The organism is Paenibacillus puerhi, assembly GCF_009846885.1.
GTDB lineage: Bacteria > Bacillota > Bacilli > Paenibacillales > NBRC-103111 > Paenibacillus_G > Paenibacillus_G puerhi.
In genome coordinates, this window is sequence record NZ_WUWM01000013.1 from 72,540 (window position 1) to 99,418 (window position 26,879).

The window sequence follows — 26,879 nt, forward strand, 5'->3', positions numbered from 1 at the left end:
ATAGCGTGAGCGTTAAGGATCGGAACCGTACATCCAATACAGAGCGAATCGAAAAGAGGAGGAATTACATGCAAAAGCTTCGCCAATCCACCCATGCAAAATTGTGGTATGAAAAACCGGCCCGGGCTTGGACGGAAGCGCTCCCGATCGGAAACGGCCGTCTGGGCGCGATGATCTTCGGCAAAGTGAATCAGGAGCGTCTCCAGCTCAATGAGGATTCCGTCTGGTACGGAGGACCGCTCCATGGGGATAATCCCGAGGGCCGCCGTTATTTTCCGGAGGTGCGGCGTCTGCTCATGAAAGGACAGCAGCTCGAGGCGGAAGAGACGGCGCAGATGGGCATGATGTCGATTCCCAAGTCGATGCGGCCTTATCAGCCTCTAGGCGACCTGCAGATTTATCATGACGGCGAGAAGAAGATGATCTCCAGCTACTACCGGGATCTGGATATCGAGGAAGGGATCGCACATGTGAGCTACTGCCTCAATGACGTCCAGCATGTTCGAGAGATGTTCAGCAGTGCTGTGGACCAGGTGCTGGTTGTGCGGATCAGCTGCGATTATCCGGCCAAGCTGAACCTGCGGATGAATATTAGCCGCAGACCGTTCGATGAAGGAACGGAGCAGGTCGCTCACGATACGATGGCGATGCAGGGGACGAACGGGAAAGACGGCGTGACGTATTGCCTTGCCGTCAAGGCAGTGCCTGAGGGCGGCTGGGTTCATGCCATCGGGGATTTCTTGACCGTCCGCGAGGCGCAGGCGGTCACGGTCTACGTCGCAGGGGGCACGACCTTCCGCTATGAGAATCCGCTGGCCGAATGCGTCAGGCAGCTGGAGCGGGCGGAAAGCAAAGGCTATGAGCAGGTGAAGCGGGAGCACCAGGCCGACCATCTTGCTCTGATTCGACGGGTCCAGCTCCAGCTGGCTTCGGAGGAGCAGCGGCTTGAAGCGGCCGCACTGCCGACCGATGCCCGGCTGAACCGGTTCAGGGAGGGGGCGGAGGACCCGGCGCTCTACGAGCTCTACTTCCAGTACGGCCGCTATCTCATGATGGCCAGCTCCAGGCCGGGCTCCAATCCGTCCAACCTGCAGGGGATCTGGAATGAGAGCTTTACCCCGCCATGGGAGTCCAAATATACCATTAATATCAACACCGAGATGAATTATTGGCCGGCTGAAAGCTGCAATCTGCCCGAGTGCCACGAGCCTCTGTTCGATCTGATCGACCGGATGCGGCCCAATGGGCGGAGAACGGCTGAGCAGGTCTACGGGTGCAAAGGGTTTGTCGCGCATCACAACACGGATATGTGGGGCTCTACCCAGGTCGAGGGCAATTACATGCCCGGCTCGATCTGGCCGATGGGGGCTGCCTGGCTGTCGCTGCATCTATGGGAGCATTACAAGTTTGGACTGGACGAGCGCTTCCTGCGCGAAAGAGCCTATCCCGTGCTGAAGGAAGCGGCCGAATTTTTCCTCGACTATATGTTTGAGGATAGCAAGGGGCGCTTGGTCACCGGACCGTCCACTTCGCCGGAGAACAAATTTATCGGCCAGGACGGCAGCGTGGGAACACTTTCGATCGGACCGTCGATGGACATTCAGATCGTCTATACGTTGTTCCGCGCCTGCTCGGATGCGGCAGGAATTCTGAAGACGGATGACAAGCTGCGCGAACGATGGGAGCAGTCGCTAAGAAAGCTGCCTCAGCCGCAGATCGGCAAGCACGGTCAGCTTCAGGAATGGACGGAGGATTGGGATGAGGTGCATCCGGGCCACCGTCATATCTCCCATCTGTTCGCCCTGCATCCCGGCGAAATCATACATGTCCGCCATACGCCGGAATGGGCGCAGGCCGCTAGGCGGACGCTGGAACGCCGCCTGCAGAACGGAGGCGGGCATACCGGCTGGAGCCGGGCCTGGATTATCAATTTCTTTGCGCGGCTGGAGGAGGGAGACACGACCTACGAGCATCTCCGGGCATTGTTGTCGCTGTCGACGCTGCCGAACCTGTTTGATAACCATCCGCCTTTTCAGATCGACGGAAATTTTGGGGGAACAGCAGGTATTGCGGAGATGCTGGTGCAATCGCATCGAGGCGAAATTGCGCTTCTGCCTGCGCTGCCAAGCGCCTGGCCGCAAGGGAAGGTGTCGGGGCTGCGGGCGCGCGGAGGCTTCGAGCTGGAGCTGGAATGGGAGGGAGGCGTGCTGAAGCGCTGTGTGATCCGGGCCGACAAGGATGGCGTGTGCGCCGTCACCTGCCGCCGTCCGGTAGCGGAGCTGGCGGTCGAAGCCCATGGCGCCGCGATACGGACGGAGCGGGAAGGGGAGCTCGTCCGCTTCCAGGCTAAAGCCGGGCAAACGTATGTGCTGTATGCGAACAAGCAGCCGGAGATCGCCGATCTTCCGGTCGCGACATCGATCTAAAGGCGCTAAAAGCCGCAAAGCGACGAACTGTCGTTTTGCGGCTTTTTGGGATGTCGAGGATGCAGATTCTTATGCTCGAATCGTCCCCAAAAAGAGCATAAACCCCCTATAACCGTTTTTCGGGATCGGTGTATTGTAAGAAACAGAGAGGTGAGCTTATGGAATTTATCAGACCTGAACATTATTCGCCCGGAAAGCTGAAGACCGCCCAAGGGAAATCATATGGAATCGGGATCATCGGCTGCGGAAGCATCGCGAACAGCGCGCATCTGCCGGCCTATCGCAAGCATGGTCTGCCGATAGCCGCTTGCTGCGATGTGAGCGAGCAGGCGGCCAAGGCGACCGCAGAGAAGTTCGGCATCCCCTTTTGGACGACGGACGTACGCGAGCTGCTGCAGCAAGAGGAGGTCGGCATCATCGATCTGGCTATCCATCCGGAGCCTAGGCTGGGGGTGCTTCGTCAGATCGCGGAAGCGCCGCGTCCGGTGCTATGTCAGAAGCCGCTGGCGCTCGATCTGCAGCATGCCCGGGAGCTGGCCCGCGAAGCGGATCGTCTGGGCATCGTGCTCGGCGTCAATCAGCAGGCGCGCTGGGCTCCGGCGCATAAGGCGCTGAAGACGGTGCTTGAACAGGACTTGATCGGCCATGTTTACAGCATCCATCATCACATGCGGGCATTTCAGGATCAGCCGGGCTGGTGGTGGACGACGATGAAAAACTTCAATATCGTCGATCATGGCGTGCATTACGCCGATCTGTGCCGACATTTCAACCCATCGCAGGAGGAATGGTCGAGGGTGCACTGTACGACGGCCCAGCTGCCCGGTCAAAATGCCGTCGATCCGCTGATCTATTCGGCGAGCGTCGAGTTCGGCCCGGCCGGCGGCCGCAACCCGCTGATGGCTTCGCTTCACTTTAACAATATCGTCAAGGCGAGCCGCTCCCACAGCCATACCTGGTGGGTAGACGGTACGGAAGGCAGTGTATGGTGCACGCAGGATACGTTATATATGGCATTAAACCGGCATAAGAACGTGATTCACGAGATCAAGCTGAAGGGCTCCTGGTTCCCGGATGCTTTCGCCGGATCGATGATCGCATTCATCAACGAAGTGTCGGAGGGCAGGAAGCCGCCGGTGACGGCGGAGGATAATCTGCAGACCATCGCGCTGACGACGGCCATGGTGCTGTCCAGCCAGGAGGGACGCGTGGTGGAACGGATGGATGTGCTGGAAGGGAGCGTATCGCTATGAACCGTCTCGGCTTCATGAGCTATATCTATATGGGCCTCTCGGCAGAAGAGATGGCGCAGGAAGCAAGCCGGCACGGCTTCGGCTTCGTACAGCTCGATCCGCGTCAGAAGCTGCAGCTGATGGACGATGAGCCTTTCTCGCCCTTACGCGCGGAGCGTGTGCGCACGTTGTTCGCAAGCTTCGGCATTGAGCTGATCGGTCTCTCCGGCTATACCAATCTGATGAACCCCGATCTTGCCAAAAGAGAACAAAAGCTGCAGCAGCTGGAGAAGCTGATCGATCTTTGTCCGGCTTATGGGACCCGGTATATCCTAACGGAAACGGGCAGTCTGCACCCTGGAGGCACCTGGCGCGACACGCCCGAGAATCGGACGGAGGAGGCATGGGAGCAGCTTGTGCGCACCGTTGACCGGCTTCGGACCCGGGCAGTGAAAAATGGAGCGGTGCTGATCCTGGAAGGATTCGTCTGCAATGTGCTGAGTACGGGCGGGCAAGCCGTCCGGCTGTTGAATGAGCTTGGGACAGAAGGGATCGGCTTCGTCATGGATCCATTCAACTATATGACGCGGGAAGACCTGACCGATCAGGAATCGGCGATGAAGCGCCTCTTCGATCAACTTGCGCCCTACTGTCCGTTGGCTCATGCGAAGGATACGCTTTATGCCGAGGATGGGACCTTCACTACGCCACGGGTTGGCGCCGGCAAGTCCGACTGGGCTGTATATGCCAAGTATGTGCATGACCGGCTGCCGAACGTCCCACTCATCCTGGAGCATGCCGAGCCGCAAGAGGTGACGGAATGCCTGGAGCTGGTCCGTCACGCCTTCCGGCAAGCGGAAGAGCTTGGACCAAGCGGGCAGGCGGCCGCAAGCCGGGAAGGGGCGGGAGGCTAAGATGGCAGATAAGAAACGATTGGAGACCGAGCAGCTTGCGAATCACAGACCGAAGCTCGGCATTCAGGGTCCAGTTATCGCGTGGCAGGACCCTTGGGCAGGCGAGTCCTCCGACCGGGTGATGCGGACAGGAACCGGAACGATCTGTCCTTCTCAGGACCCGAGGCCGGAGCCGGCCGCTTTCGCGCAGGCATTGCGCAGGCTGGGGGCGGACTTTTACGTCCATCACGTCATCCCGGGGATGAGCGATTACTCGCAGCTGCTGACCGATATAGCGGAGGCGGATCTAGAGGTTTGCCTCGGCAACGAATACGGCAATATCAACGGTCCGTGGATCGAAGGAACGAATCGGTACGACGTGGAGGACGAGACGATCCGCCAGGCCGCTTCCACGGGGCGATGCATTGGGCTGCTGTATGATGAGCCGGAGCATCTGCAGATTAATGCGGGGCAATACCGCAAGGACGGCTGGTTCCCGCATTGGGGGAATACGGACGGACTCAGCCTGGAAGCCTCGCGCGAACGGGTGGAGCAAGCGATCGATGCCCGCGGACAGCAGGTCCGAAGCGTGCTGGAGCGCAGCGGGCTGCCCAGCGGCTCTATGCCGCTGATCGCAGAGCATGTATTTCCGACCATGTTCCATACGTTCGCCAGGGCCGGAATGGACCTTTGCCCCAAGGTCATGAAGGAATCGTTTCAGTCCTTGCAGCTGTCGACGGCTCTGGGAGCGGCAAGTCAGTATGGCCGTTCGCTGTGGATATGCGCAGACCTGTGGGGACCGGATGCGGGAGACTGGTTTACCCGGATGCCCGGCTTGCCCGGACATTCCCCGGAGGAGTTCGAATCCGCACTGAAGATGGCTTATTATATGGGGCCGACCCACTTGTTCGTGGAGAACGTGGATGTTCTCATGCGGCATACGCATGCCGGCTTCCGACATACCGAATTCGGCGATGTCTGGGAGCGGTTCGTCCGGTCGTTCATTCCTGCGCATCCGCTTACATGGAGCCACGCGCAGGCGCAGGCGGATATCGCGGTTATCCATACGGATGACGCCAATTACGGACAAAATCAACGATTGTTCGGGAATCGCACGCTTGGTGTAGAAGAGGCTTCGCAGAGCCTGTTCCATATCTGGCACGTGCTCAGCCATGGAACGATACCCGCTCATGGAAGCTGCATGCATATTCCGGGCTTTGAGTTTCCGAGACATGAGCTGAAGAGCAGCGTAGCGCTGGACAGCTTTCCGCTGGAACAAGGCAGAGCAGCTGTCCTCAAGCCGATGCATCCGCTCTGGTATCCGGTACGGAATGTGCTTGCGTTCGACGATCAGGTCGATGCCCGGCAGCTGGGAGAGCCTAAGCTGACGCTGGTAGGCGGCGTTGCGCCACCCTCCGAGCAGACATTCAAGGCAGTCGTCGCGAGGGCGGAAGCCGGCGGCGTTGTCATCATCGAGAGGAAGGCCCTGCCCGATGACTGTCCTTCGAAGCTAAGAAGCAGCGGCAAGCAAGGGTTCGGCCAGTGGATCGTAACGGAGCATTTTCTCGACGAGCGGGTGCTGGAGACGGCGGAGCCTTTTCTCGGAACCGGGCGTGAATGGACTCAAAGGTTCGGACATACAGAAGTAAGGATGGCGGCCAAGGATGAGAACGGCTTCACGCTGGACTTCGAAATTGCGGCCCTATGATGTGGGATGAAGGTGGAGATGAGAGTGGAACCTAACAAGCATCAGGATCCGTTCGCGGAAATTGCGTTTCGCGAACATCCCGGAAGCGGGGATGAACGAAGGGAAGTTCCTCCCGTCAGCTACGACAAGCAATATTTTACACCGGGTACGGAACAGGCGCCTGATGGTGCAGGACCATCCTACGCGACGCAGCTGGCTGGCTTTCACAAGGAGCTGCAGGAGCTGCGGGAAGCCTATCTTCCCTATATGCGCGATCTGACGGAGGCGACGGCTGTGCGCCGCTCCCGCCAAGTGCTCGACCGGTTCCAGTTCCGTTATCAAACGCCGGAGGATGCGGATTTTACCCGCGTGCTCGAGGGGGCGGGGAGCTGGGAGACGGTGAGCATCCCTGATTTCCGCGGGCCGACGGGAGCGAGAGGCCGGTGGACGGGGTTCTACCGTACGGAATTTGTCTCGGGCCCCATATCCCCGGGGAAGCGGGTCTATCTCGTCTTCAAAGGAGTCGATTACAAAGCGACGGTGTACGTGAACCGCAAGTGCATAGGGAGTCATGAAGGATTTTTTTCCCCGTTCGAGTTTGATGTGACCGATTACCTGCAGGAGCGAAACACGCTGGTCGTCGAGGTATATAACGATTATCCGATGATGGGCGTTGATGGTACGAAGCTGGATGGGGAGAAGCTGTATGCGGCGACAGGTCCGGGGTGGGACGATCCCTACAGCGGGTGGAAGCATTGTCCCCCGGGAGCGGGTATCTATAACGCGGTATATCTGGAGGAACGTCCGTCCATCTTCGTGCAGGATGTGTTCGTCCGCCCTAATATTGACGAAAGCTACGTGGAAGTGTGGGTGGATGTCATCCAGTCGGCCGATCGTCTGAAGGAAAACTTCGAGCTGAGTCTGGAGCTCATGCCGAAAAACTTCGAAGGCGAAAAGCTGGGACCCCTTACCTTTCCGGTCGCCTACGCCGGGCCAGGGTTGAATTACTACCGGTATAAGGTCGAGTTCCCCGACTTCCGTCTGTGGAAGCCGGAGCAGCCATATCTGTACGTAGCGCGAGTCGGAGTATTGAATGGCAGCGAAGGCTCCGATCGGTTCGACCGGACCTTCGGCATGCGGAAGTTCCATATGGATGAAGAGGCGTCGCCTAAGGGCACGCTGTACCTGAACAATCGCCCGATCATCCTGCGGGGAGCCAATGAAATGGGCCATCTGCAGCAATGTGTCATGAAGAACGACTTTGCCCAGCTGATCGACGATATTTTGATCGCCAAGCTGGCGAATATGAACTTTTACCGCATCACCCAGCGTCCTGTCCAGGAAGAAATCTACGATTACTTCGACATGCTCGGCATGATGCATCAGTGCGATCTGCCGACCTTCGGTTTTATCCGGAGAAGCCAGTTCGTCGAGGGCGTCCGGCAAGCCGCCGAGATGGAGAGGCTGATTCGCAGCCATCCCTCCTCCGTGATGGTCTCTCTAATCAACGAGCCGTCACGCACCGAGAAGCGGCGCAAGGGACATCGGCATCTGCACCGCAATGAGCTGGAAGCTTTCTTCGTTGCTTCGAGACAGGCGATCTACGTGGAAAATCCCGATCGCGTCGTGAAGAACGCGGACGGCGACTATAACCCGCCGACGCGGGAAGGACTGCCTGACTTTCACTGCTATAACCTTTGGTATACGAATAACGGCGTTGCGGTCGGCAGTATGTACAAAGGCTACTTGCCATTCATCCGCGACGGGTGGAAGGCCGGCTGCGGGGAATACGGAACAGAGGGGCTCGACAACCTGGAGCTTATGTATGGCCGCTATCCCGAAGAATGGCTGCCTGCCTCGCCAGATGAGCGCTGGCTGCCAAGCCGGATTCATGGCGCACAAACCTATGGGCTGCACGGGGATTGGTACCCGGAGCAATCGACGATAAGCGAGTGGATCGAGGCGAGTCAGAAGCATCAGGCGCTGGCTACGAAGCTGATGACGGATGCCTGGAGGAGGAGAGCCGATACGGTCGTCTCTACCGCCATCCATCTGTTAATCGATGCTTGGCCGTCCGGCTGGATGAAAGCGCTTGTCGGGGTGGACCGGATACCGAAGCCTGCTTATTTTGCCTATAAAGACTGCTTAGTGCCCAAGCGCGTCAGCTTGCGCTGCGACAGGTGGAGGGCCTATGAGGGAGAAACGGTGGAGATCGAGGCTTGGCTGCTGAACGACACGCCTGAGGCTTACGCGAACTGCCGCGTCCTGGCCACGCTGCGAGATGACGAAACGGAGTACGCCCACTATGAGATCACTAGCCCTCTTCCCGCGACGCAAGCTCACTATGCCGGCACCGTCCGCCTCACCGTACCGCAAGTTGCAGATCGCAAGACGCTGTATGTGGATGCCGTTCTGATCGATGAACAAGGGGTTGCTTCCCTTGTGGAGCGCTTCGCCTTCGAGGCTTTCGCGCGAAAGTCTCCTTCTCAGCCGACATCGGTGAGAGTCGCATGTCTGGACGCCGAGGCCCGGATGCTCTGTTCCCTGCTCGGCGTTGCGGGGGAATCTTATGAGCATGGACCGATGCCCCCGGAGCTGCCGGTCGTGGTAACTTCACGGGATGCCTTCACGCGTCACCGCACTGCGCTGCTGGAAGCGGCTGAGCAAGGAAACACCGTGCTGTGCGTGCTGCGAGGCATCGATTCCGGAGTGTGGGAGGCTGGCGATTCTCCGATCAAGGCCATGAAGTTCCGCGAGGTGTATACGCTTGCCTGCAGCGCTGAGCCTGATGAGCGACAGCTGAGCTGGATGAGACCGGGGGATTTCCGTTATTTCTATAATCTATCGAACGACCGAATCGATGGAATTGCCCGCTGCTGGCTGGATGGGGAGGGTATCGAGCCGATCCTGTACAGCTATCGGACGGAGGGCGAATCGAATGGAAAGCGCAAGCTGCCGGTAGTCGGATTGAAACGGTATGGGAAGGGCCGTTTGATCTTTGTCAGTCTGCCGTTGACCGGCAGGGTCGGATGGAATCCTCCGCTCGACCGCCTGTTGGTCTCGCTGCTTGGTGGGAAAGGAGAGAGCAAGCCATGCACAGCTACATCATCTACAGCACGGATAAGCGAAAAGCAGCCGAGCTAGCCCCCGAGCAGGGGGGCGTTCGGTTCAGCTTATCGGAAGAGGGCGTCGTCATTCCTGTCTTCAGCGGATATCTGCACGATATGCTGACCTTCTCGGAGGGAAAGCCTTGGCGCGTCGAGAACGTTCAGCTGGATTCGGTCCGCATAACGCAGGAAGAGGGAGAGACAGGCGGTATTCTCCGGCTGCAAGCCGTGCTGAAGGATCGGCTTGCCTTCTCGATGAAGCTTGCCTTCGATGAGAATCAGCTGCTTCGGCTAGAGGCCGTCTGGAACAATCTCGCAGAAGGCATGCTCACCGATCTAGCGGTCGGCCTGCTGTTCCGGTTACCGAAGCGCGGCTCGGAGATCGTCACGATTCCTCATATGATCTACAACAACAATCCGTCCTCCGATCCTTCGCGGATTGTGCCTAGGCTGGGGGTTGGCCCTCACCGCGGTTCGATATTCGAGGAGCACCGGCTGCCCGTCCCTTGTGTGAATGTGGAGTGGAAGGAGCCTGAGCACGAAGGCGGCTCTCGATACATCTCCTTGTTCTCGCTCCCGTGTTACGAAGAGTCGGCGGAAGGAAAGGTACACTACGGATCGTTGGGTGCGATCGAGGAAGAGACGTCTACGACAGCCGTCGCGTTAAGCGGCGCGGTGATGCTGAACGGCGAGAAGGATGTCATCTGTATCGCTAAAAGCACAACTTCCTCCTATGCCGGCGGTTATGTGAGCTTGGCTCCGGGCGCAGCCCTGACGAAGAGCTATGCGATCGATATGGGCGGGCCAGAGCGCTCCGGCCGGGCCTTCCGTGAAATCGTCCGTCAAGGCTTGCGGCTGTATCGGCCGGAAGGGGCCAAGCCGCTCACGCTGGACGAGATGATCCGGCTGAAGACGAATGCGCTGGATGACCGGTGGAGAGCCGGAGCAAATGGAGAAGCCGGATATGTGAAATTCTCGGACTCCAATGGGTTCGGGAATGTCTCCAAGCATCCGCCGCACTACATGTACGGCTGGACCGGACAATGTCTGAAGCTGGCCTGGTGCGACGCGAAGCTGGGCTTCCGTCTGGGCGAACAGGCGAGGCTGGCGCGAAGCAAGCAGGCGGTCAATTTCTATGTGGAGGAAAGCTTGGGGGAGACGGCGGGCTTGAGGCGGGGGATCTATTATATGGAGGAAGGACGCTGGGAGTACTTCCGCTCCAACAAGCAGCCAGTCGTATCAAGCCGGGCGATGGGGGAGACGCTGACCGACCTGGCGGATATGGTTCTGCTCTACCGCGGGCAGGGACTGGAAGTCCCTGCAGGCTGGATCGAAGCGATCCAGACCTCCGCGGACTTCCTGCTCAGCGGTCTGCTTCCGTCCGGGGTATACCCGGCTGCCTGGCAGCCGGACGGATCGCCTGCGGATGAGATGATTACGGCCGCTGGCCTTCCCTGCGTGATGGCGCTGGCCAAAGCCTTCCAGGTCACCGGCGTGCGCGGATATTTGGAGGCTGCGGAGTCGGCGATGAGCCAATATTACTTGCAGCATGCACTCACGTTTGAGCGGCCGTTTGCCCGCTCTACGCTGGATGCGAGATGCGAGGACAAGGAAGCCGGCATGTATTTCTTTCAGGCGGCCTTGGAGCTTTACGAGACGACGGCTCGCACGGATTACCTGGTATGGGCGGAGCTGGCCGCAGACTGGCTGCTGACCTTCGTCTTTATGTGGAGTCCCGTCTATGACCGGGGAACTGCCTTCAGAGAAGCGGACTTCCGGGCAGCAGGCTGGCCGGGGGTGAGCGTGCAGAATCACCATCTGGACGTCTTCTTCCCGACCTATGCCTTGTGGCGGCTCGGACGGCTTACGGGCAACAGCGATTATGAACGAATGGGGCGCTTAAGCTTCGATGCCATGGGGCAAGGGATATGCACGGAGCCGGGGGAATGGGGCTTCGATGTTATCGGAGAGCAAGCGGAAGGATTGTTCCAAACAAACTGGAATCACAGGGGGCATTGCAATCGATGGAATCCATCCTGGGTGGTGGCCCTGGTGCTGCAGAACGCCTTGCGGTTCCGGGAGGAGGTAAGCGTATGACGACGCGGCGTCGGTTCCCTAAGCTGATGTTCGGCGGTGACTATAATCCTGAGCAGTTCCCGAGAGAAATATGGGACGAGGATATGCGGCTTTTTCAGGCGGCAGGCATCGATATCGCCTCGATCAATGTATTTTCCTGGGCCTGGAATCAACCGGATGAAGACACCTACCGGTTCGAATGGCTGGACGAGGCGGTGGATCTGCTGCATGCAAAGGGGATTCACGTATGTATGGGGACGAGTACGGCGGCACATCCCGCCTGGATGGCGCGCAAGTATCCGGATATTTTGGCCGTGACGTATGACGGCAAGAAGCGAAAGTTCGGACGGCGACATAACTCTTGCCCGAACAGCCCCGCTTTCCGGCGATTCGCTCCGCGTATGGCGCTTGAACTGGCCAGGCGCTACAAGTCGCATCCCGCCGTCCAGCTCTGGCATGTGAACAATGAAATCGGGATTCGCTGCTACTGCGACAACTGCGAAGCGGCCTTCCGGGAATGGCTGAAGAAGAAATACGGGACGATCGACGCCGTGAACCGGGCCTGGTACACCCGCTTCTGGGGCCATACTTATTACGAATGGGAAGATATCGTGCTGCCAAGCGGGTTGAGCGAAGGAATGCAGGGCGGAAACTCCGATCATTCGGCTTTTCAAGGCATGACGCTCGATTATTACCGGTTTAATTCCGACAGCTGGCTCGAGTGTTACCTGCTTGAGGCTGAAGCGATCAAGTCGGTCATACCGGACGCGCTGGTCACGACCAACTTTCAGGGCAACGGCACCTATAAACCGCTGGATTATTTCAAGTGGGCCCGTTATCTGGATATCATCGCTCTCGATATGTACCCGGAGAACGATACGCCGCCCAGCGTCATGGCGCTCCGGTATGATCTGATGCGGGGACTAAAGGAAGGAGCGTCGTTTCTCCTGATGGAGTCGACGCCCGGGGCGATCAACTGGAAGCCGGTCAATCCGGCGAAGCGGCCCGGCGTCATGCGGCTGCGCAGCTATCAGGCGATCGCCCGCGGCGCGGAGTCGGTGATGTTCTTCCAGCTGCGCCGGTCGCTTGGCGCTTACGAGAAGTTTCATGGCGCCGTCATCGATCATTGCGGGCATGAGCATACCCGGATTTTCCGGGAATGCGCCACGCTCGGAGATGAGTTGAAGTCGCTCGGCGATCGGCTGTTGGACGCCCGGACCGAGAGCCGGGTCGCGTTGATGTTCGACTGGGACAACTGGTGGGCCGTCGAGATGGGAGGCGGTCCGTCCACCTTGTTCAAGTATGTGGACCGGGTTCAGCATATGTACGATGCGCTGTACGATAACGGTATCCCCGTCGATCTGATAGCGGCCGATGCGGATCTCAGCCGTTACGAGCTGGTGCTGGCCCCGCTGTTGTATATGGCGAAGCCGGATCTGGCCGACCGCCTGGAACGCTTCGTGGAACAGGGCGGCACGTTCTTGACGACCTTCTTCAGCGGGATAGCCGATGAGCATGATCAGGTCGTGCCTGGCGGCTATCCGGGATACCTGCGGCGGCTGCTGGGCATCTGGGTGGAGGAGATCGACCCGATGTTCCTGGGACAGAGCAATCGGCTGCTTATGAAGCAATCGCTGGGACAGCTTGAGGGAGCTTACGGCTGCGCGATCGCTTGCGAGGTGGTTCACCCGGAGGGTGCGGACACAGTAGCCGTGTTCGAGGAAGATTACTACAGCGGTTCACCCGCTTTGACGCGTCACCGCTTTGGTCAGGGCGAGGCCTGGTATGCGGCTACGGAGCCGGACCGGGAATTCATGCGTCTGTGGCTTAAGGAGCTGTGCGCAGAACGAGGCATCCATCCGGCCTGCGAAGCGACGCCGGACGTCGAAGTAGCCTCCCGTCGGAAGGACGGGGCTCGTTATACGTTCGTGATCAATCATAGCGATCAACACCGGGATATCCGGCTGGGCCGAGGGAAGCGGACAGATTTGCTAACCGGCAGCATCTATGAAGGAGATACGAGGCTGGCTCCCCGGGACGTCTTAATCCTGCATGAGGAAAGCGAGGAAGGAAGATGAGCGCAGCCGACAGCTTGCGTCAGCGGTTCGACAATCCGCCGGCCGAATGCCGCTCGGCTCCATTCTGGGGCTGGAACGACCTGCTGGAGGAGCAGGAGCTGGTCCGCCAGGTAGAGGAGATGAACGAGCAGGGGATGGGCGGCTTCTTCATTCACTCCCGCGACGGCCTGGAGACCGAATATATGGGGAGGGAATGGATGGACCTGGTCCGGTCCACCGTGGACGCGGCCGAAGCGAACGGCATGCAGGCGTGGCTGTATGATGAGGACCGATGGCCGTCCGGATTCGCCGGGGGGCTCGTCCAAGCCCGGGGCGGGGATGCCTTCCGCGCGAAGGGCTTGACGATGGAGGTACTTGGCGACGCTTCCAGCATCTCCGAGCTAGCAGGCGATTCCCAGGTTGTCGCGCTGTTCAAGGCCGTGATCGACGATCGGCGGCTCGTGTGCCACAAGCGGCTACCGCTCGGCGTTCGCTGCTCGATTCGGGAGGGCGAGGCGGTTCTCGTCTTCCGTGTCGAGATCTCCGAGAGAAGCGAATGGTTCAACCACGAAGCGCCGCCCGATAACTTAAATCCCGATACGGTGGGGGCCTTTATCGACCTTACCTATGAAGCCTACAAGCGCGAGGTAGGCGACCGGTTCGGTACGACCATCCGGGGCGTGTTCACCGACGAGCCCAGCATCCATGACCGGCACTGCCGGTTTACGCCGGGGAGAGGCTGGATGCCGTGGAGCTGGTCGTTTCCCGGGTTCTTCAAGGAACGGAGGGGGTATGACCTTCTGGATCTCGCCCCGTACTTGTTCTTCGACGGGGAATTATCCTCGCAAGCCCGTCACGATTACTGGCGTACGGTGACGGAGAGGTTTAGCGAGGCTTACTCCAAGCAGATCGGTCAATGGTGCGAGGATAACGGCCTGGCGTTCACCGGCCACTTCCTGTGGGAAAACAACATGGGTACGGCTACTCGGGTATGCGGAGCAGTCATGCCGAACTACCGGTACCAGCACGTGCCCGGCATCGATATGCTGAACGAGCAGACGAATGAGGCCATCACCGTGAAGCAGTGCACCAGCGTGGCCAACCAGTACGGGAGAAAGCATGTACTCACCGAGACGTACGGCTGCACCGGGTGGGGCTTTACCTTCGAAGGACAGAAGTGGATCGGCGACTTCCAGTACGCGCTCGGCGTCAACGTCCGTTCGCAGCATCTGGCCCTTTATTCGATCCGGGGCTGCCGTAAACGGGATTATCCGCCCGTCTTCAACTACAACACGAGCTGGTGGGCCCATAACCGGATCGTAGAGGATTACTTCGCCAGACTGTCGGCGGTCCTAAGCGAAGGCCGCCCGATCCGTGACGTGCTGGTGCTCCATCCGTCGTCGACGGCTTGGAGCCTGATCGGTACGGGTCCATACGGCTTTCCGGCCCGGGGCAAGGACCGCGATGTTTCCGCCGTCAACAAGCTCGGACATGAGTTCAATGGGTTTCTTCAGAAGCTGCTGGCCGCGCATTATGATTTCGACCTGGGCGACGAAACGATCATGTCGGAGACGGGATCGGTACGCGACGGCAGACTGGCCGTTCATCTGGCTCGCTACCGGGTGGTGGTCCTGCCGCAGATCCGCACGATGCTGGAGAGCACGTACCGGCTGCTGCAGGAATTTCTGCATGCGGGAGGGAAAGCGGTAGCCGTCGGACCTCCGCCGCTACTGCTCGAAGGGCGGACCGACGAAAGACCGGGCGAGCTTTACCGGCATCCGAATATGACCGTCGTCGAGGCTCCCCAAGCAGCGATTGCCGCCTTGGAGCAGGTGTTGCCCCGCCGGATCAGCATCGTAGACGCAAGCGGAGAGGAAGCCCCCGGATTCTTGTACATGCTGAGAGAAGCGGGCGACTGCCGACTCTTATTTCTAGTGAACAACGACCGGAATATGGGGCATGAGGTATCCGTTACTCTAGAAGGACATGGTGCTTTGGAAGAATGGAAGGCGCTTACAGCCGACAAGAGCGAAGTCGAGCTTCTCGACAGCAGCTCGAATAGCGTGCGCTTCCAGGCTGCGTTCGGCCCGGCGGAGTCCAGGCTGTACGTTCTGCATCATAGCCGCCAGCCTAAGAGATCGGCTGGCCCACCTGCTGCCGCGCAAGCATCCGGCAGCCCCGCTTCGGTCATCGAGCTGGGTCCGGTGTGCAGCTTTTCTCGCACCGCGCCCAACGTGCTGACTCTGGACTGCTGTTCCTGCCGCATCGGGGAGGAGAGCTGGTCCGAGGAGACGGGCGTCTGGCAGGCTCAGAGGGCGATCCGGGAAGCGCTGGGGATGAGGCAGGTGGTAGCGAACGGGCTGGAGCAGAGGTACCGCTGGGTACATGAGTCGCATCCGGCCAACGGCACGCCGGCTGCCTTCCGGTTCAAGTTTGAAGTCGGGCAAGTGCCGGAGCGGGAGGTTTATCTGATCGTGGAGTCCGCTGAGCACTATGAGATCACCCTCAACGGCAGCCTTGTTCCGAATAAAGCGGAGGGCTGGTTTCTGGACCGGGCCTTCGATAAGGTGAGACTGCACGGGCTGCGCAAGGGCGATAACGAGCTGGTGCTGGCTACAAGGTATGATCACCGGATGGAAGTGGAGGATGTGTACATCATCGGCGACTTCGCGGTCGACCGTTCGCGGAGGATTGAGGCCGAGAGCGACAAGCTGGCGTTCGGGGACTGGTGCTTGCAAGGGTATCCGCATTATGCCGGAAGTATGGTGTACCGCTATGAGCTGGAGGAGGGCGTCTTCACCGGCGGCTCGGCTATCCTGGAAATCGGTGACTATGACGCCGTCACGCTGGTAGTCAAGGTCAACGGAGTAACGGCCGGTCATGTACCTTGGCGCTCGGAGAATCGGCTCGACGTCGGAAACTATCTGCAGACAGGCCGGAACGTGATTGAGATCGAAACGGTAGGCAGCCCGCGGAATATGCTCGGTCCCTTCCATCAGGTATCCGGCGATACGGCGACGACGAGCTGGGCTTCCTTTCGCAAGGAAGGAAGCGATTACACCCCGGCCTATCAACTGCGGCCTTACGGCTTGAACGGCAGCGTCAATCTATACATCAGGCAGGAATAGAGGCGGAAATGGAGGTATGGCATGACCAAGGGATGCAAGCGGTGGATGATCATCACCGTCACGATCGTCTTATGCTTGACGCTGCTGCCCCTGCAGATGCAGGCCGCAGTCAAGTATTCCACTTATACGAAGGACAGCTATAACAATCTGATCTGGCTGCAGCCCGCCTATTATCCGGTTGGCGTGCTTGGAGAAGACTTGTTCGTCACGGATCTCAAGGATCCGGCTGTGCGCACCAAGTCGGCGATGCGCAATCCGAAGGATATTTTCGTGGATGCCCGCAATGAAATCTATATTGCCGACACCGGCAACGACCGGATCGTTCATTTGACGGAGGGTGGGGCGCTGGCACGCTATATCACGCTGCCGGAAAGTCCGCTTGCGAAGCCCGAGGGCGTATTCGTGACCAAGGAAGGCGACATCTACATCGCCGATACCGGCAATAAACGGGTGATCAAGCTCTCGCCGGACGGCAAGCTCCAGCAAGAGTTCAAGCGCCCCGACTCCAAGTATGTCTCCGACACATTCACCTATGATCCTGCCAAGGTGATGGTGGATGAGCGCGGCTTTCTGTATATCGCCGTTCACGGCGGGTATGAAGGCTTGGTGCTGCTGGACCCGCGCGGTACGTTCCAGGGCTTCTTCGGCGCCAACCAGACTGCGCTATCCCCGCTTGATGCGCTGAAGCGGATGCTGTATACGAAGCAAATGTATGCCAATGAGGTGGCCAAGAAGCCGGAGACGATCAACAGCGTAGCGACAGACAATAACGGCTATATTTATACCGTTACGGGCGGCATGGCCAAAAGCGAGCAGCTGAAAAAGCTGAATTCGAAGGGGGCGAACCTGCTGCGCAGCTCGCGCAACACATTCGGCGAATACCGACCGGGGGAAGCGGCTTCGTTCGGGCCCCAGGGAGCGCAGACGCCCCAGCTCATCGACGTCGCCGTCGACGAAAGCGGCAATATGATCGTCGTGGATCAACAGTTCAAATACATCAGTCATTATGACTTCTCCGGCAATCTGCTGTACTTCTGGGGCGGCCCCTCAGCGGTCGGTTCCTCACAGGTCGGCTTGCTGAAAAGTCCGGTAGCGGTCGATGTGAATTCGCGCAACGAGCTGTATATTCTGGACGATCAGGAGAACATTGTGCAGGTGTTTCGCTTATCCGAATTCGGACAGAAGGTCAATGAGGCGAATCAGCTTACGCTGGCCGGCCATTACGAGGCAAGCATCACTCCTTGGGAAGATGTGCTGCGCATGAATGCCCAATTTGCTCCCGCGATTCTTGGACTTGCCAAGGCGGCTCTCCATAAGGAGCAGTATGCGGAGGCTCAGGCCCTGTTTAAGGAAGCGGGCGACCGTGAGGGCTACTCCGAATCGTTCTGGCAGATCCGGATGCTCTGGTTCCAGACCAATTTCTCGTGGCTGGCTACGCTTGTCGTCCTGGTCGGTCTGCTGCTCCTCGTAGCGGATAAATGGACGGCCAACAGCAAGCTGCGGAGCCGATGGAAAAATCGGAGCCGGTCGCAAAACGGGCTTGTCCTCCATCTGAAGCACGCCTTCTACATCTTGAAGCATCCGGTCGACGGCTTCTCGGCGGTTCGCTATGAGGGTAAGGGAAGCTACGGGGCCGCAGCTATTCTGTTATTCGCCGTCTATCTGGCTTTGGTGCTGAAGGATGCCGCGACCGGCTTTGCGTTCAACCCTGTGGTGACGGTCGATGTGTACACCTTGTTCGTTCAAGTGCTGATTGTCTGGGTAGCGTGGGTGCTCGCTAATTACTTGGTAAGCTCGATCTACCGGGGAGAAGGACGACTTCGCGATATTGTGATCGGCAGCGCTTATGTCCTCGTTCCGCTGCTCGTAGTCGGGGTGCCTCTGACCTTGCTTTCCAATGGGATGACCATGTCCGAATCGTCCATGTACAATCTGCTGCTTAACGGGATGTCGATCTGGATCGGTCTGCTGCTGTTCTGGAAGGTCCAGTTTATCCATAATTACAGCGTCGGAGAAACGGCGATCAATATCGCGTTGACCTTGTGCACGATGCTTGTGATCGGCGTGCTGCTCTTCGTGACAAGCGGGCTGACCAGTGATTTGCTGTCATTACTTAGAGAAATGTTCCAGGAGGTGGTCATGAGATGAGAGGGTTCGACAAGCTGAATAAAAAGATCGCGATTGTCGCTGTTCTGCTCGTGGCTGCCGCTTTGTTTGCCCTCACGCGCATTCCTGTAGAGTTCAAGGCCGCCGAAGGCGAGCGCACGGCGATGGCTGCCTCGGGCTCCGCGCCCTCCGCATCCGAAGGAGCCGCTCCAGCTCAGCTTCCGGACGAGAACGGCTTTCGCAGCGTAGCGGACTCCGGGACGCTGCGGCTGGAGCTGGATGACAAGACCGGACACTTCAAGGTCGAGGATAAGCGGAGCGGCCAGGTGTACCGTTCGTATCCAGAGCCTGCATATTGGGCCAAGGAGCAAATATCCGAGAACTGGAAGAAGCATCTCGCTTCCCCGATCATGGTTCAATATGTGGACTTCAGCAAAAGCATTCTCCAGGCGAAGGAAACGAATATGGCTGCTGAAGGCGGTCAGGTCAAGGATGTTCAGGCGATACCGGGCGGGTTTTCCTTGACCTATGTGCTGCCGGTCTCCGGCTTTACCATCCCCGTGGAGGTTACGGTGAAGGAGGATTACCTGCAAACGAGAATCGTCCGCGAAGGCCTTCAGGAAACGAAAATGGGGCTCATCTGGGTACGGCTCTTTCCATTCCTGGGAGCCGAGCATTCCGCCGGGCAAGACGGCTATTTGTTTATCCCCGACGGTGCCGGCGCCCTGATCCGGTATAAGGAAAATATGCTGAATGTCAATAAAATGTATGACGAGAGCGTGTATGGGCAAGATCTAACCTTCACCGGCTTAAGCAATAACCGCAATCCGATCATCATGCCGGTGTTCGGCATGAAGACGGGAGAGAAGGGCTTCCTCGCCGTGCTGCATGAGGGCGAGGAGTATGCGAATATCGTCGCATCCCCGTCAGGCGTGCTGAGTAATTACAACTGGGCGACGGCACAGATGAACTATCGGGCCAGCTTCCTTCAATTTACGAGCCGCAATTCCCCGGACGAATGGGGTTATGTCGACTATAACCGGGATGAGCTTTTCGGAAGCGACCGCGTCGTCCGCTACTATATCCTCGACCGTACGAAAGCGGATTATGCCGGCATGGCCCAGGCGTACCGCCAATACCTGATTCGCGAGAAGGGCGTTAAGTCTGTGAAGGATGACGACAAGAATCTCCCGCTTCATGTGGATATCATCGGCGGAGACCGGGAGAAGGGGGTGCTCACCGATCGCTATGTGAAGCTTACCGATACGTCCGACGCCATTCGTATGATGGAGGCGCTGAAGGAGAAGGGCATCCCGCGCATGTCGCTGACGTATATGGGCTGGCAGAAGGGCGGCTACAGCGCATTCGGCCGATCGCTGCCTGCTGACTCGCGCATCGGAGGCAGTGCAGGAATCAAGGCTTTCGTCGATCAAGCGAAAAGTCACAATTTCCCCGTGTACCTCGATACGGAGTACGGAGCGAACAATACGGGCGGTGGAGGCTTCGAGGATAAATTTCACGCGATGGTCAACAAGGCCGGGCGGAAGCTGTCGCTGGGCTTGCTGTACAATGCGGAGCGCGTGCCGGTCGTGAGCGACAAATTCGCCGAGAAAAGCGTGAACGAGAGCCTGTCTGCCTATCGGGAGCTGGGGGTAAGCGGACTCGTGATGAACCGTATAGGCGGGCGGCTGTTCAGCGACTATAACACGAGCTACGGTGCCCCGCGCGACGAAGCTAGAGATGTGCAGGAGAGTCTGTTGAAGCAAGTCGGGGAAACGCTCGGAGGCGTAAAGGGCGTCAAGTCGAATTTTTACGCACTGCCGTATGTCAATCATATCAAATCGATGGTCTACGACCATTCCTACGATTTGTTCACGGACGAGGCGGTTCCTTTTGCCCAAATAGCGGCGCATGGGCTGGTTTCCTATTCCTCCGAGTATGTCAACAACCGCCAGGAGGACGTGAATGATTTTCTGAGGGATATCGAGTACGGCGCCGTGCCATCCTTTATCTTCACGCAGGCGGAGACGAAGACGTTCGTGAATGCCTACGGACTTCGGTACTACAATACCCATTTTCCCAACTGGGAGAATTATGCCGTCGAGCAATACAAGCGTTATAACGAGGCGCTGGGGGACGTTCAGGATCAATTCATTACGAATCACCGGACGCTCGCTCCGAACGTGAAGGAAACGACCTATGCAAGCGGCAAGCGGATTATCGTTAATTACAAGACGGAGCCTTATCAGATCGGAGATCAGGTCGTTCCGGCACAAGACTTTATCGCGATTCAGGGAGGGGCGGGACGATGAGAAGGAAATGGCGCTTGAACGCATCCCTGGTCGAATACATGGAAGGGACAATATTCATCGCCCCATGGCTGATCGGGTTTCTCATATTCATGGCTTTCCCGATCGGCTACTCGCTGTTCATGAGCTTCCAGAAGGTGACCATCACGGCATCCAGCACGACGACCGAGTTTATCGGCTTGACCCATTACCGGACGATTTTGTTCGAGAACGGAAGTATTCTGTACAATGATTTGCTGCCGTTTCTGAGGCAGGCTTTGTTTATGATTCCGATCATTGTTATCTTTGCGCTGCTGATCGCGATCATGCTGAACCAGAACTTTCCCGGACGAACCGCGTTCCGAGCCATCTTCTTCCTGCCCGTGATTCTGGCGACAGGCGAGGTGGTGAAGGAATTCCTTATGCAGGGCGAGGGCGACCTCGGCTTTATGGCCAAATACGATGTGGCGGGCATCATCAGCGCCTACTTATCGTCGACGTGGTCCACACCGCTGCTTTCGATCCTGAATTCCTTCGTGCTGGTGCTGTGGTACTCGGGGGTTCAGATCCTGATCTTCCTCGGGGGCCGTCAGACGATCTCCAATTCGGCATACGAAGCGGCCCGGATCGACGGGGCGGGGCCATGGGAGACCTTCTGGAAGATCACGCTGCCCGCGATGACGCCGTTTATTTTCCTGAACATGATCTATACGGTAGTCGATCTATTTACCTTCCCGACTAACCCGATCCTGCAGCGGGTGAGGGAGAGCGAGTATGGTCAGTACAGTGCATTGATCTGGATTTATTTCGTCATTATCAGCTTCTTCTTGGCTATCATTTTCTTCGTATTTCACAGGGCGACCCGCTCACAGCGGGAAACGGCTTAGGGAGGAGTACCCGAGTGATCCAATTAAAAGTGAACCGAATGCGACAGAAGCCGGTGCCGCTTTGGCTGAACAAGGCGAGGTATGCGATCGTCGGCAGGGAAGCGGATAAGGGGCTGCTGTTCAAGTTTTTCATCTATTTAATTTTGCTTGACGCCGCTTATATTTATCTGAAGCCGGTCTTTCATATGCTGGCTACTATGGTGAAAAATGCGGATGATTTGCTGGACCCGTCGGTCAAATGGTTCCCGCATACGCTTTATCTGGGAAATCTGCAGGAGGCCTGGGTGTGGCTGAAATACCCCAAGGCATTCAGCATCTCGCTGACGCTATCGCTGTCCGTCGCCATTCTGCAGACGCTCTCCTGCGCGGTGACCGGCTACGCCTTCGCCAGGCTGAAGATTCCGTTCAAGCGGCTGCTGTTCTTCTTCCTGCTGCTTACCTTTATCGTACCGATGCAGGTGACGATTTTGCCGAACATCATCTATGCGCGGGAACTGGGGCTGCTGAATACGATTTACCCGATCATTGTCCCCGCTTTTTTCGGACTCGGACTGAAAGGGGCGCTGTTCGTCATTATCTATCGCCAGTTTTTCTCCACACAGCCCAAGGAACTGGAGGAAGCGGCCCGGATCGACGGCGCAGGCGTGTTCAAAATTTTCTACAAGGTCATGATGCCGCTTGCCAAGCCCGCCATTCTCGTCGTCTTCCTGTTCTCCTTCGTCTGGACATGGAATGACTTCTATCTGCCCAGCATGTACTTATCGGACATCGAAACCGCCCCCTTATCCATGGGCATCTCCCGGATCTCCTCGGCTCTGAAGCAGCAGGCGGAGGTGTATGGACCGTCGGTGACGGACGAGGCGATCCGGATGGCGACGACCTTCCTGATGATAATTCCGCCAATGCTGCTGTATTTGTTCACCCAGCGCTGGTTTATCGAGGGTGTCGAACGGACCGGATTGGTCGAGTAAGGTACAGAAGGGAGAATGACATGAAACGTAGTTGGTTGCGACTTCTGGCGCTTCTGCTGACCCTCGCACTCGCCGGTTGCAGTCTTCCGGCGGCCGGGGGCGGGGAAGAGCCAGCCTCTGCGAACCTTCCGAAGAAGCTGCTGCTGCTCAAGAAGAAGGAAGGCAGCGGCGACGGACTGTTGGTCAAGCGCTGGGAGAAGCAAGGCTATCTGGTTTTCGAGATGTCGGAAAATGAGTTTAAGGCGGATCAGACTGCCGGATACGCGGCGATCTATGTCAGCGAATCGGTCAATGCGGCCCGGCTGGACAGCGGATTGACGAAGCTGGCGCTGCCGGTCGTGTACGCCAAGCCTCAGCTGGCCGGAACATCCGGCGTGGCAGAGATGCAAGGATACGGGCAGCTGGAAGGCGTCAGCAAGGTCGCCATCCGGCAGATGAAGCATCCGCTCGCTGCCGGCTTGACGGAGCAGCCTGCCGTCTATCAGTCCGCCGGCAAGCTAAACTATGCCGTGCCTAGCAAGGAAGCGGTCGTCATCGCGGCCGCTGCGGACGATGAGAAGAAGGCGGTCCTTTTCGCCTATGAGAAGGGCTCGCGCAATGCGCTTGATCAGCCCGTCCCGGCTCGGCAGGTGTTTGTGTTCCTGCCTACCGGGGACGAGGCGAATCTTACGGAAGACGGCTGGAAGCTGCTGGATGCGGCTCTGGCATGGGCAGTCCAAAATCCGACGAAATAGGGGGAAGCGATATGATACGTTGGCTCGGCTCCATCTCGTTAGTCCTGGTACTTCTGTTACTTGTCTCCTGCCAGTCCGCTTCGACAGAAGCGGTGAAGATCAATGTCTCCAATAAGACGCTGTTGGTCGGCAAGGAAAGCGGAGGGGACGCGATCATAGCGAAGCGTCTTCGCGAAGTGCACGGCATGGAGGTTACCGTAATCGCGGATAAGGAGGTAACGAAGGAATCGTCTGCCGGTTATGGATTGGTGTATGTCAGCGAGTCGGTCAACTCGGGCAAAATCCGGGATAATTTTTCGAGCGCTCCCGTACCGGTCATCTATGCCGAAGTTCAGGCGACCGCAGATATCGGGCTGTCGCCGCCTGAATCTTACGGTCATCTGGGCGGGGCGAATGCCGCCAAGACGATCGAGATCAAGGACAGCAAGCATCCGCTGGCAGCTGGACTTGAAGGGAAGATCGACGTCTACAAGGAGAATGGCAAGATGGGCTACGCTACTCCGGGCAAGGAAGCGATCGTCATCGCGACAGTACCGGGCGAGGATCAGAATGCAACGATATTCGCCTACGAGAAGGGCTCGAAGAACGAGAAGGGCGAGACCGTTCCGGCCCGCGAAATGCTGTACTACTTATTTTACGGCGAGGAAATCAATCAGACCGATGACGGCTGGAAGCTGTTCGATGCGGCCGTACGCTGGGTAACGAGCGCGAAGTAACATGCGCCAAATAACCTATATATTGGAATTGCACCCCTAATGAAAGCGAGCTGCTTTCGTATTAAAGTTAGTCAAGTAAGCGTTTACTATATGCAGGTTGATGGCTTTGAAGGAAAGTATGAATGGAAAAGGGAGGCTCTATACCAGCATGAAAAAGTTTATTTCAGCCGTGTTGACGCTGGCCTTGACAATGTCTGTTGCAGCAGGATGTACGGACGAACCCGCAGGTTCCGACAAGGCGCAGGAGGTTCAAAAGGGAGAGAAGGCTCCGGATAATGAGCTGTTCATTTATACGGTCTATCCGGCTTTCTACGCAAAGGAGGAAAACTACGAGAAGCAGATCGGCCAGCATCTGAAGAAGAAATTCCCGGATGTGAGCTTCAAGCATGTGCATTGGGACAATCCGGGGCGCCAGTATAAGGATTTGATCGCGGCCGGCACCATTCCCGATGTCATAATCGACAATGCCCGCATGAACTTGCAGCGGTATATCCTGGCCAACGACCTGCAATATGATATGACCGAGCTGATCAAGAAATATAATTTCGACACGAGCAAATTAAATCCGGCCGCCATGGCGCAGATGAAAAATGTGACGCCGGAGGGCCATATCTATGGGCTGCCCTTCCAGCTTAGCGATTTCGTCCTATTCTACAATAAAGATATTTTCGATAAATTCGGGGTCGATTATCCGAAGGACGGGATGACGTACGACGAAATTTATGAAATTGCCAAGAAGCTGACCCGCGTAGAAGGCGAAAATACCTACAAGGGCTATCAGCAGCATCCCGGTCTGTACATGAACTACAACCAGCTTTCGCTGTCCCCGCTCAGCTTGACCGAGGATAAGGCGGAGCTCGGCACGGACGGCTGGAAGAAGGCGGTCGACAATTTGCGGCGGTTCTACGAAATTCCGGCCAACCAGTTTACTTCGGTCGATGACTTTCCGAAGGGCAAGATGGCCATGTCGGTTCACGTGTCGGAGAAAATTATTCAATGGCATGAGCAGAACAAGAACCTGAACTTCGACATTGCGGCTATGCCGTCGTTTGCCGACGTTCCGCAGACGAAGGCTCAGCCGAATATGTATGCAGCCTATATCACGAAGCAGTCGACCAAGAAGGATATGGCGTTTCAGGTCATCTCTTACTTGCTTTCCGAGGAAATGCAGATCGAGCTTTCGAAGGAAGGGATCATCGGTCCGCTCGAAAGCAAGGCCGTGCAGGAGGCCTTCGGCAAAAACCTGCCTCAGATGCAGGGCAAAAATACGCAGGCGATCTTCTATAGCAAAAACGCCATGCCGCCGGCAGCGCGCGCTAAAGGACTGACTTATATCGATGTGCCGGTGCATAACGTGTTCGCTCCGCTCATCTTCGGCGAGTCGAAGGATTCCGCCACCGCGCTCCGGATGATCGAAGAGCAGACGACCAAGGGCATTCAAACGGAGAAAGCGGCTAAATAACGAACGAAAGGGGATTGGCTAACATGAAACGATACCTAACCTGGCTGATCATCGCCGTGATGGCTTTCTCGCTGATCGCCTGCTCATCCGGCGCAGGTCAAGAGGCGGCTCCGGGTACGCCTGCTCCCTCGGAGCAGGCTGTAGCGCTGCAGCCGGAGCCTGCGAAGCCTGCCGGAACCACACCGCCGGCTGATGCGTCCAAGCCCGAAACGACAGCGCCTCCGGCAACGGATACGAAGCCGGAGGGTGCTGTCCAGCCTGACGCTAAACCGGCCGATACGCAGCCGCCGGCAGACGGTAAGGCGGCTCAGCCGTCGACAGTTCAGCCGGAAGCTAAGCCGGCAGCCGGCTCCGACAGCAAGCCGGAACCCAAACCCGAGCCCAAGCCTGAGGCTAAACCCGAGGCCAAGCCGGCTCCTGCTACGCCTCCGGCACAGCCCGAAGCGGCGCCCCAGGCGGAAGAGGTTTCCGCCAAGGGGAAAAAGCTGCTTTTCGTCGGGCGTGAAAGATCCCCGGCGGAGGATGTGGCCGTAGCCAAACGTCTGCAGGCGCTCGGCTTCCAGATAACCAATCTCGAAGACCGCGATGTGAATGCCGATGAGGTGAAAGGGTTCGATCTGATCTATTACAGCCAGACTACCAATTCCAAATACTTGAAGGACGGCTTCATGAAGGATATCGCCATCCCGACGGTTTACGTTAAAAATCATGGGATGTATTACCTGGGCCTGTCCGCTATTGAAGAAAACGCTACGGAGAAAAATGTAAAGACGATCGAAATCACAGACAGCAAGCACAAGGTTGCGGGCGGTCTGTCAGGGAAGATCGATGTCTTCAAGGAAGCCGGAGACAAGTTCGGCGTCAGCTACGGGCTGCCGGGCAAGGAAGCTAAGGTGATCGCTACCATTCCCGGAGATAAAAAGAAGGCCGCTTTGTATTACTACGACAAGGGAACTAAGGCCGACAACGGCTACGAGGTAAAAGCCCGGACGTCCTTCTACTTCTGGAGCAACGGCATGCATGAAAACTCGACCGATGCAGGCTGGGAGCTTCTGGACAGAATCGTCTTGTGGACCCTGCAGAACGGTTAAGGAGGTGTTCCAAGCCTC

The 26,879-nt window shown here is 57.7% G+C and carries 16 protein-coding genes; all 16 read left to right on the forward strand.

Annotated features, from left to right (window positions below):
- Nucleotides 1-68 precede the first annotated feature (68 nt).
- The 16 genes from GSF01_RS13675 to GSF01_RS13750 all read left to right on the forward strand — a co-directional run bounded on the left by GSF01_RS13675 (nt 69) and on the right by GSF01_RS13750 (nt 26,861).
- Nucleotides 69-2,426, forward strand: coding sequence for a glycoside hydrolase family 95 protein (locus tag GSF01_RS13675; RefSeq protein WP_159884883.1), 2,358 nt, complete (start codon nt 69-71; stop codon nt 2,424-2,426).
- Between the two features lie 158 nt (nt 2,427-2,584).
- Complete coding sequence (locus GSF01_RS13680) at nt 2,585-3,679, forward strand: Gfo/Idh/MocA family protein (protein WP_159884885.1); 1,095 nt, start codon at nt 2,585-2,587, stop codon at nt 3,677-3,679.
- Nucleotides 3,676-4,572 carry a sugar phosphate isomerase/epimerase family protein gene (locus GSF01_RS13685; protein ID WP_159884887.1) on the forward strand — a complete coding sequence of 299 codons (897 nt, stop codon included), beginning with the start codon at nt 3,676-3,678 and terminating at the stop codon, nt 4,570-4,572. Before GSF01_RS13680 ends, GSF01_RS13685 begins: the two co-directional genes overlap by 4 nt.
- 1 nt (nt 4,573) lies before the next feature.
- Entirely contained in the window at nt 4,574-6,259 is a 1,686-nt protein-coding gene (locus tag GSF01_RS13690) for a hypothetical protein (protein WP_159884889.1), read from the forward strand.
- Nucleotides 6,260-6,277: 18 nt separating this feature from the next.
- Nucleotides 6,278-9,382, forward strand: a complete 3,105-nt coding sequence (locus GSF01_RS13695) for a glycoside hydrolase family 2 protein (RefSeq protein WP_159884891.1) — start codon at nt 6,278-6,280, stop codon at nt 9,380-9,382.
- Nucleotides 9,331-11,442: a hypothetical protein gene (locus tag GSF01_RS13700; protein ID WP_159884893.1), complete on the forward strand. Its 2,112-nt coding sequence runs from the start codon at nt 9,331-9,333 to the stop codon at nt 11,440-11,442. The genes GSF01_RS13695 and GSF01_RS13700 overlap by 52 nt, the downstream gene beginning before the upstream one ends.
- Entirely contained in the window at nt 11,439-13,499 is a 2,061-nt protein-coding gene (locus GSF01_RS13705) for a beta-galactosidase (RefSeq protein WP_159884895.1), read from the forward strand. Before GSF01_RS13700 ends, GSF01_RS13705 begins: the two co-directional genes overlap by 4 nt.
- Nucleotides 13,496-16,606 carry a glycosyl hydrolase gene (locus GSF01_RS13710; RefSeq protein ID WP_235941472.1) on the forward strand — a complete coding sequence of 1,037 codons (3,111 nt, stop codon included), beginning with the start codon at nt 13,496-13,498 and terminating at the stop codon, nt 16,604-16,606. The genes GSF01_RS13705 and GSF01_RS13710 overlap by 4 nt, the downstream gene beginning before the upstream one ends.
- Nucleotides 16,607-16,627: 21 nt before the next feature.
- A complete protein-coding gene (locus GSF01_RS13715; protein ID WP_159884897.1) occupies nt 16,628-18,754 on the forward strand; it encodes a YIP1 family protein in 2,127 nt (708 codons plus the stop codon).
- Nucleotides 18,751-21,024 carry a DUF5696 domain-containing protein gene (locus GSF01_RS13720; protein WP_159884899.1) on the forward strand — a complete coding sequence of 758 codons (2,274 nt, stop codon included), beginning with the start codon at nt 18,751-18,753 and terminating at the stop codon, nt 21,022-21,024. Before GSF01_RS13715 ends, GSF01_RS13720 begins: the two co-directional genes overlap by 4 nt.
- Nucleotides 21,021-21,887, forward strand: a complete 867-nt coding sequence (locus GSF01_RS13725) for a carbohydrate ABC transporter permease (protein WP_159884901.1) — start codon at nt 21,021-21,023, stop codon at nt 21,885-21,887. Before GSF01_RS13720 ends, GSF01_RS13725 begins: the two co-directional genes overlap by 4 nt.
- A gap of 38 nt (nt 21,888-21,925) precedes the next feature.
- Nucleotides 21,926-22,858 carry a carbohydrate ABC transporter permease gene (locus GSF01_RS13730; RefSeq protein ID WP_159885000.1) on the forward strand — a complete coding sequence of 311 codons (933 nt, stop codon included), beginning with the start codon at nt 21,926-21,928 and terminating at the stop codon, nt 22,856-22,858.
- A 20-nt stretch (nt 22,859-22,878) separates the two neighbouring features.
- Nucleotides 22,879-23,592 (forward strand): lipoprotein, encoded by a 714-nt coding sequence (locus tag GSF01_RS13735; RefSeq protein ID WP_159884903.1) that lies wholly within the window; start codon nt 22,879-22,881, stop codon nt 23,590-23,592.
- 11 nt (nt 23,593-23,603) lie between these two features.
- On the forward strand, nt 23,604-24,308 hold the full coding sequence (locus GSF01_RS13740; RefSeq protein ID WP_159884905.1) for a hypothetical protein: 705 nt from the start codon (nt 23,604-23,606) through the stop codon (nt 24,306-24,308).
- Between the two features lie 148 nt (nt 24,309-24,456).
- Complete coding sequence (locus GSF01_RS13745; protein WP_201305388.1) at nt 24,457-25,770, forward strand: ABC transporter substrate-binding protein; 1,314 nt, start codon at nt 24,457-24,459, stop codon at nt 25,768-25,770.
- Between the two features lie 23 nt (nt 25,771-25,793).
- On the forward strand, nt 25,794-26,861 hold the full coding sequence (locus GSF01_RS13750; protein ID WP_159884909.1) for a hypothetical protein: 1,068 nt from the start codon (nt 25,794-25,796) through the stop codon (nt 26,859-26,861).
- Nucleotides 26,862-26,879 lie beyond the last annotated feature (18 nt).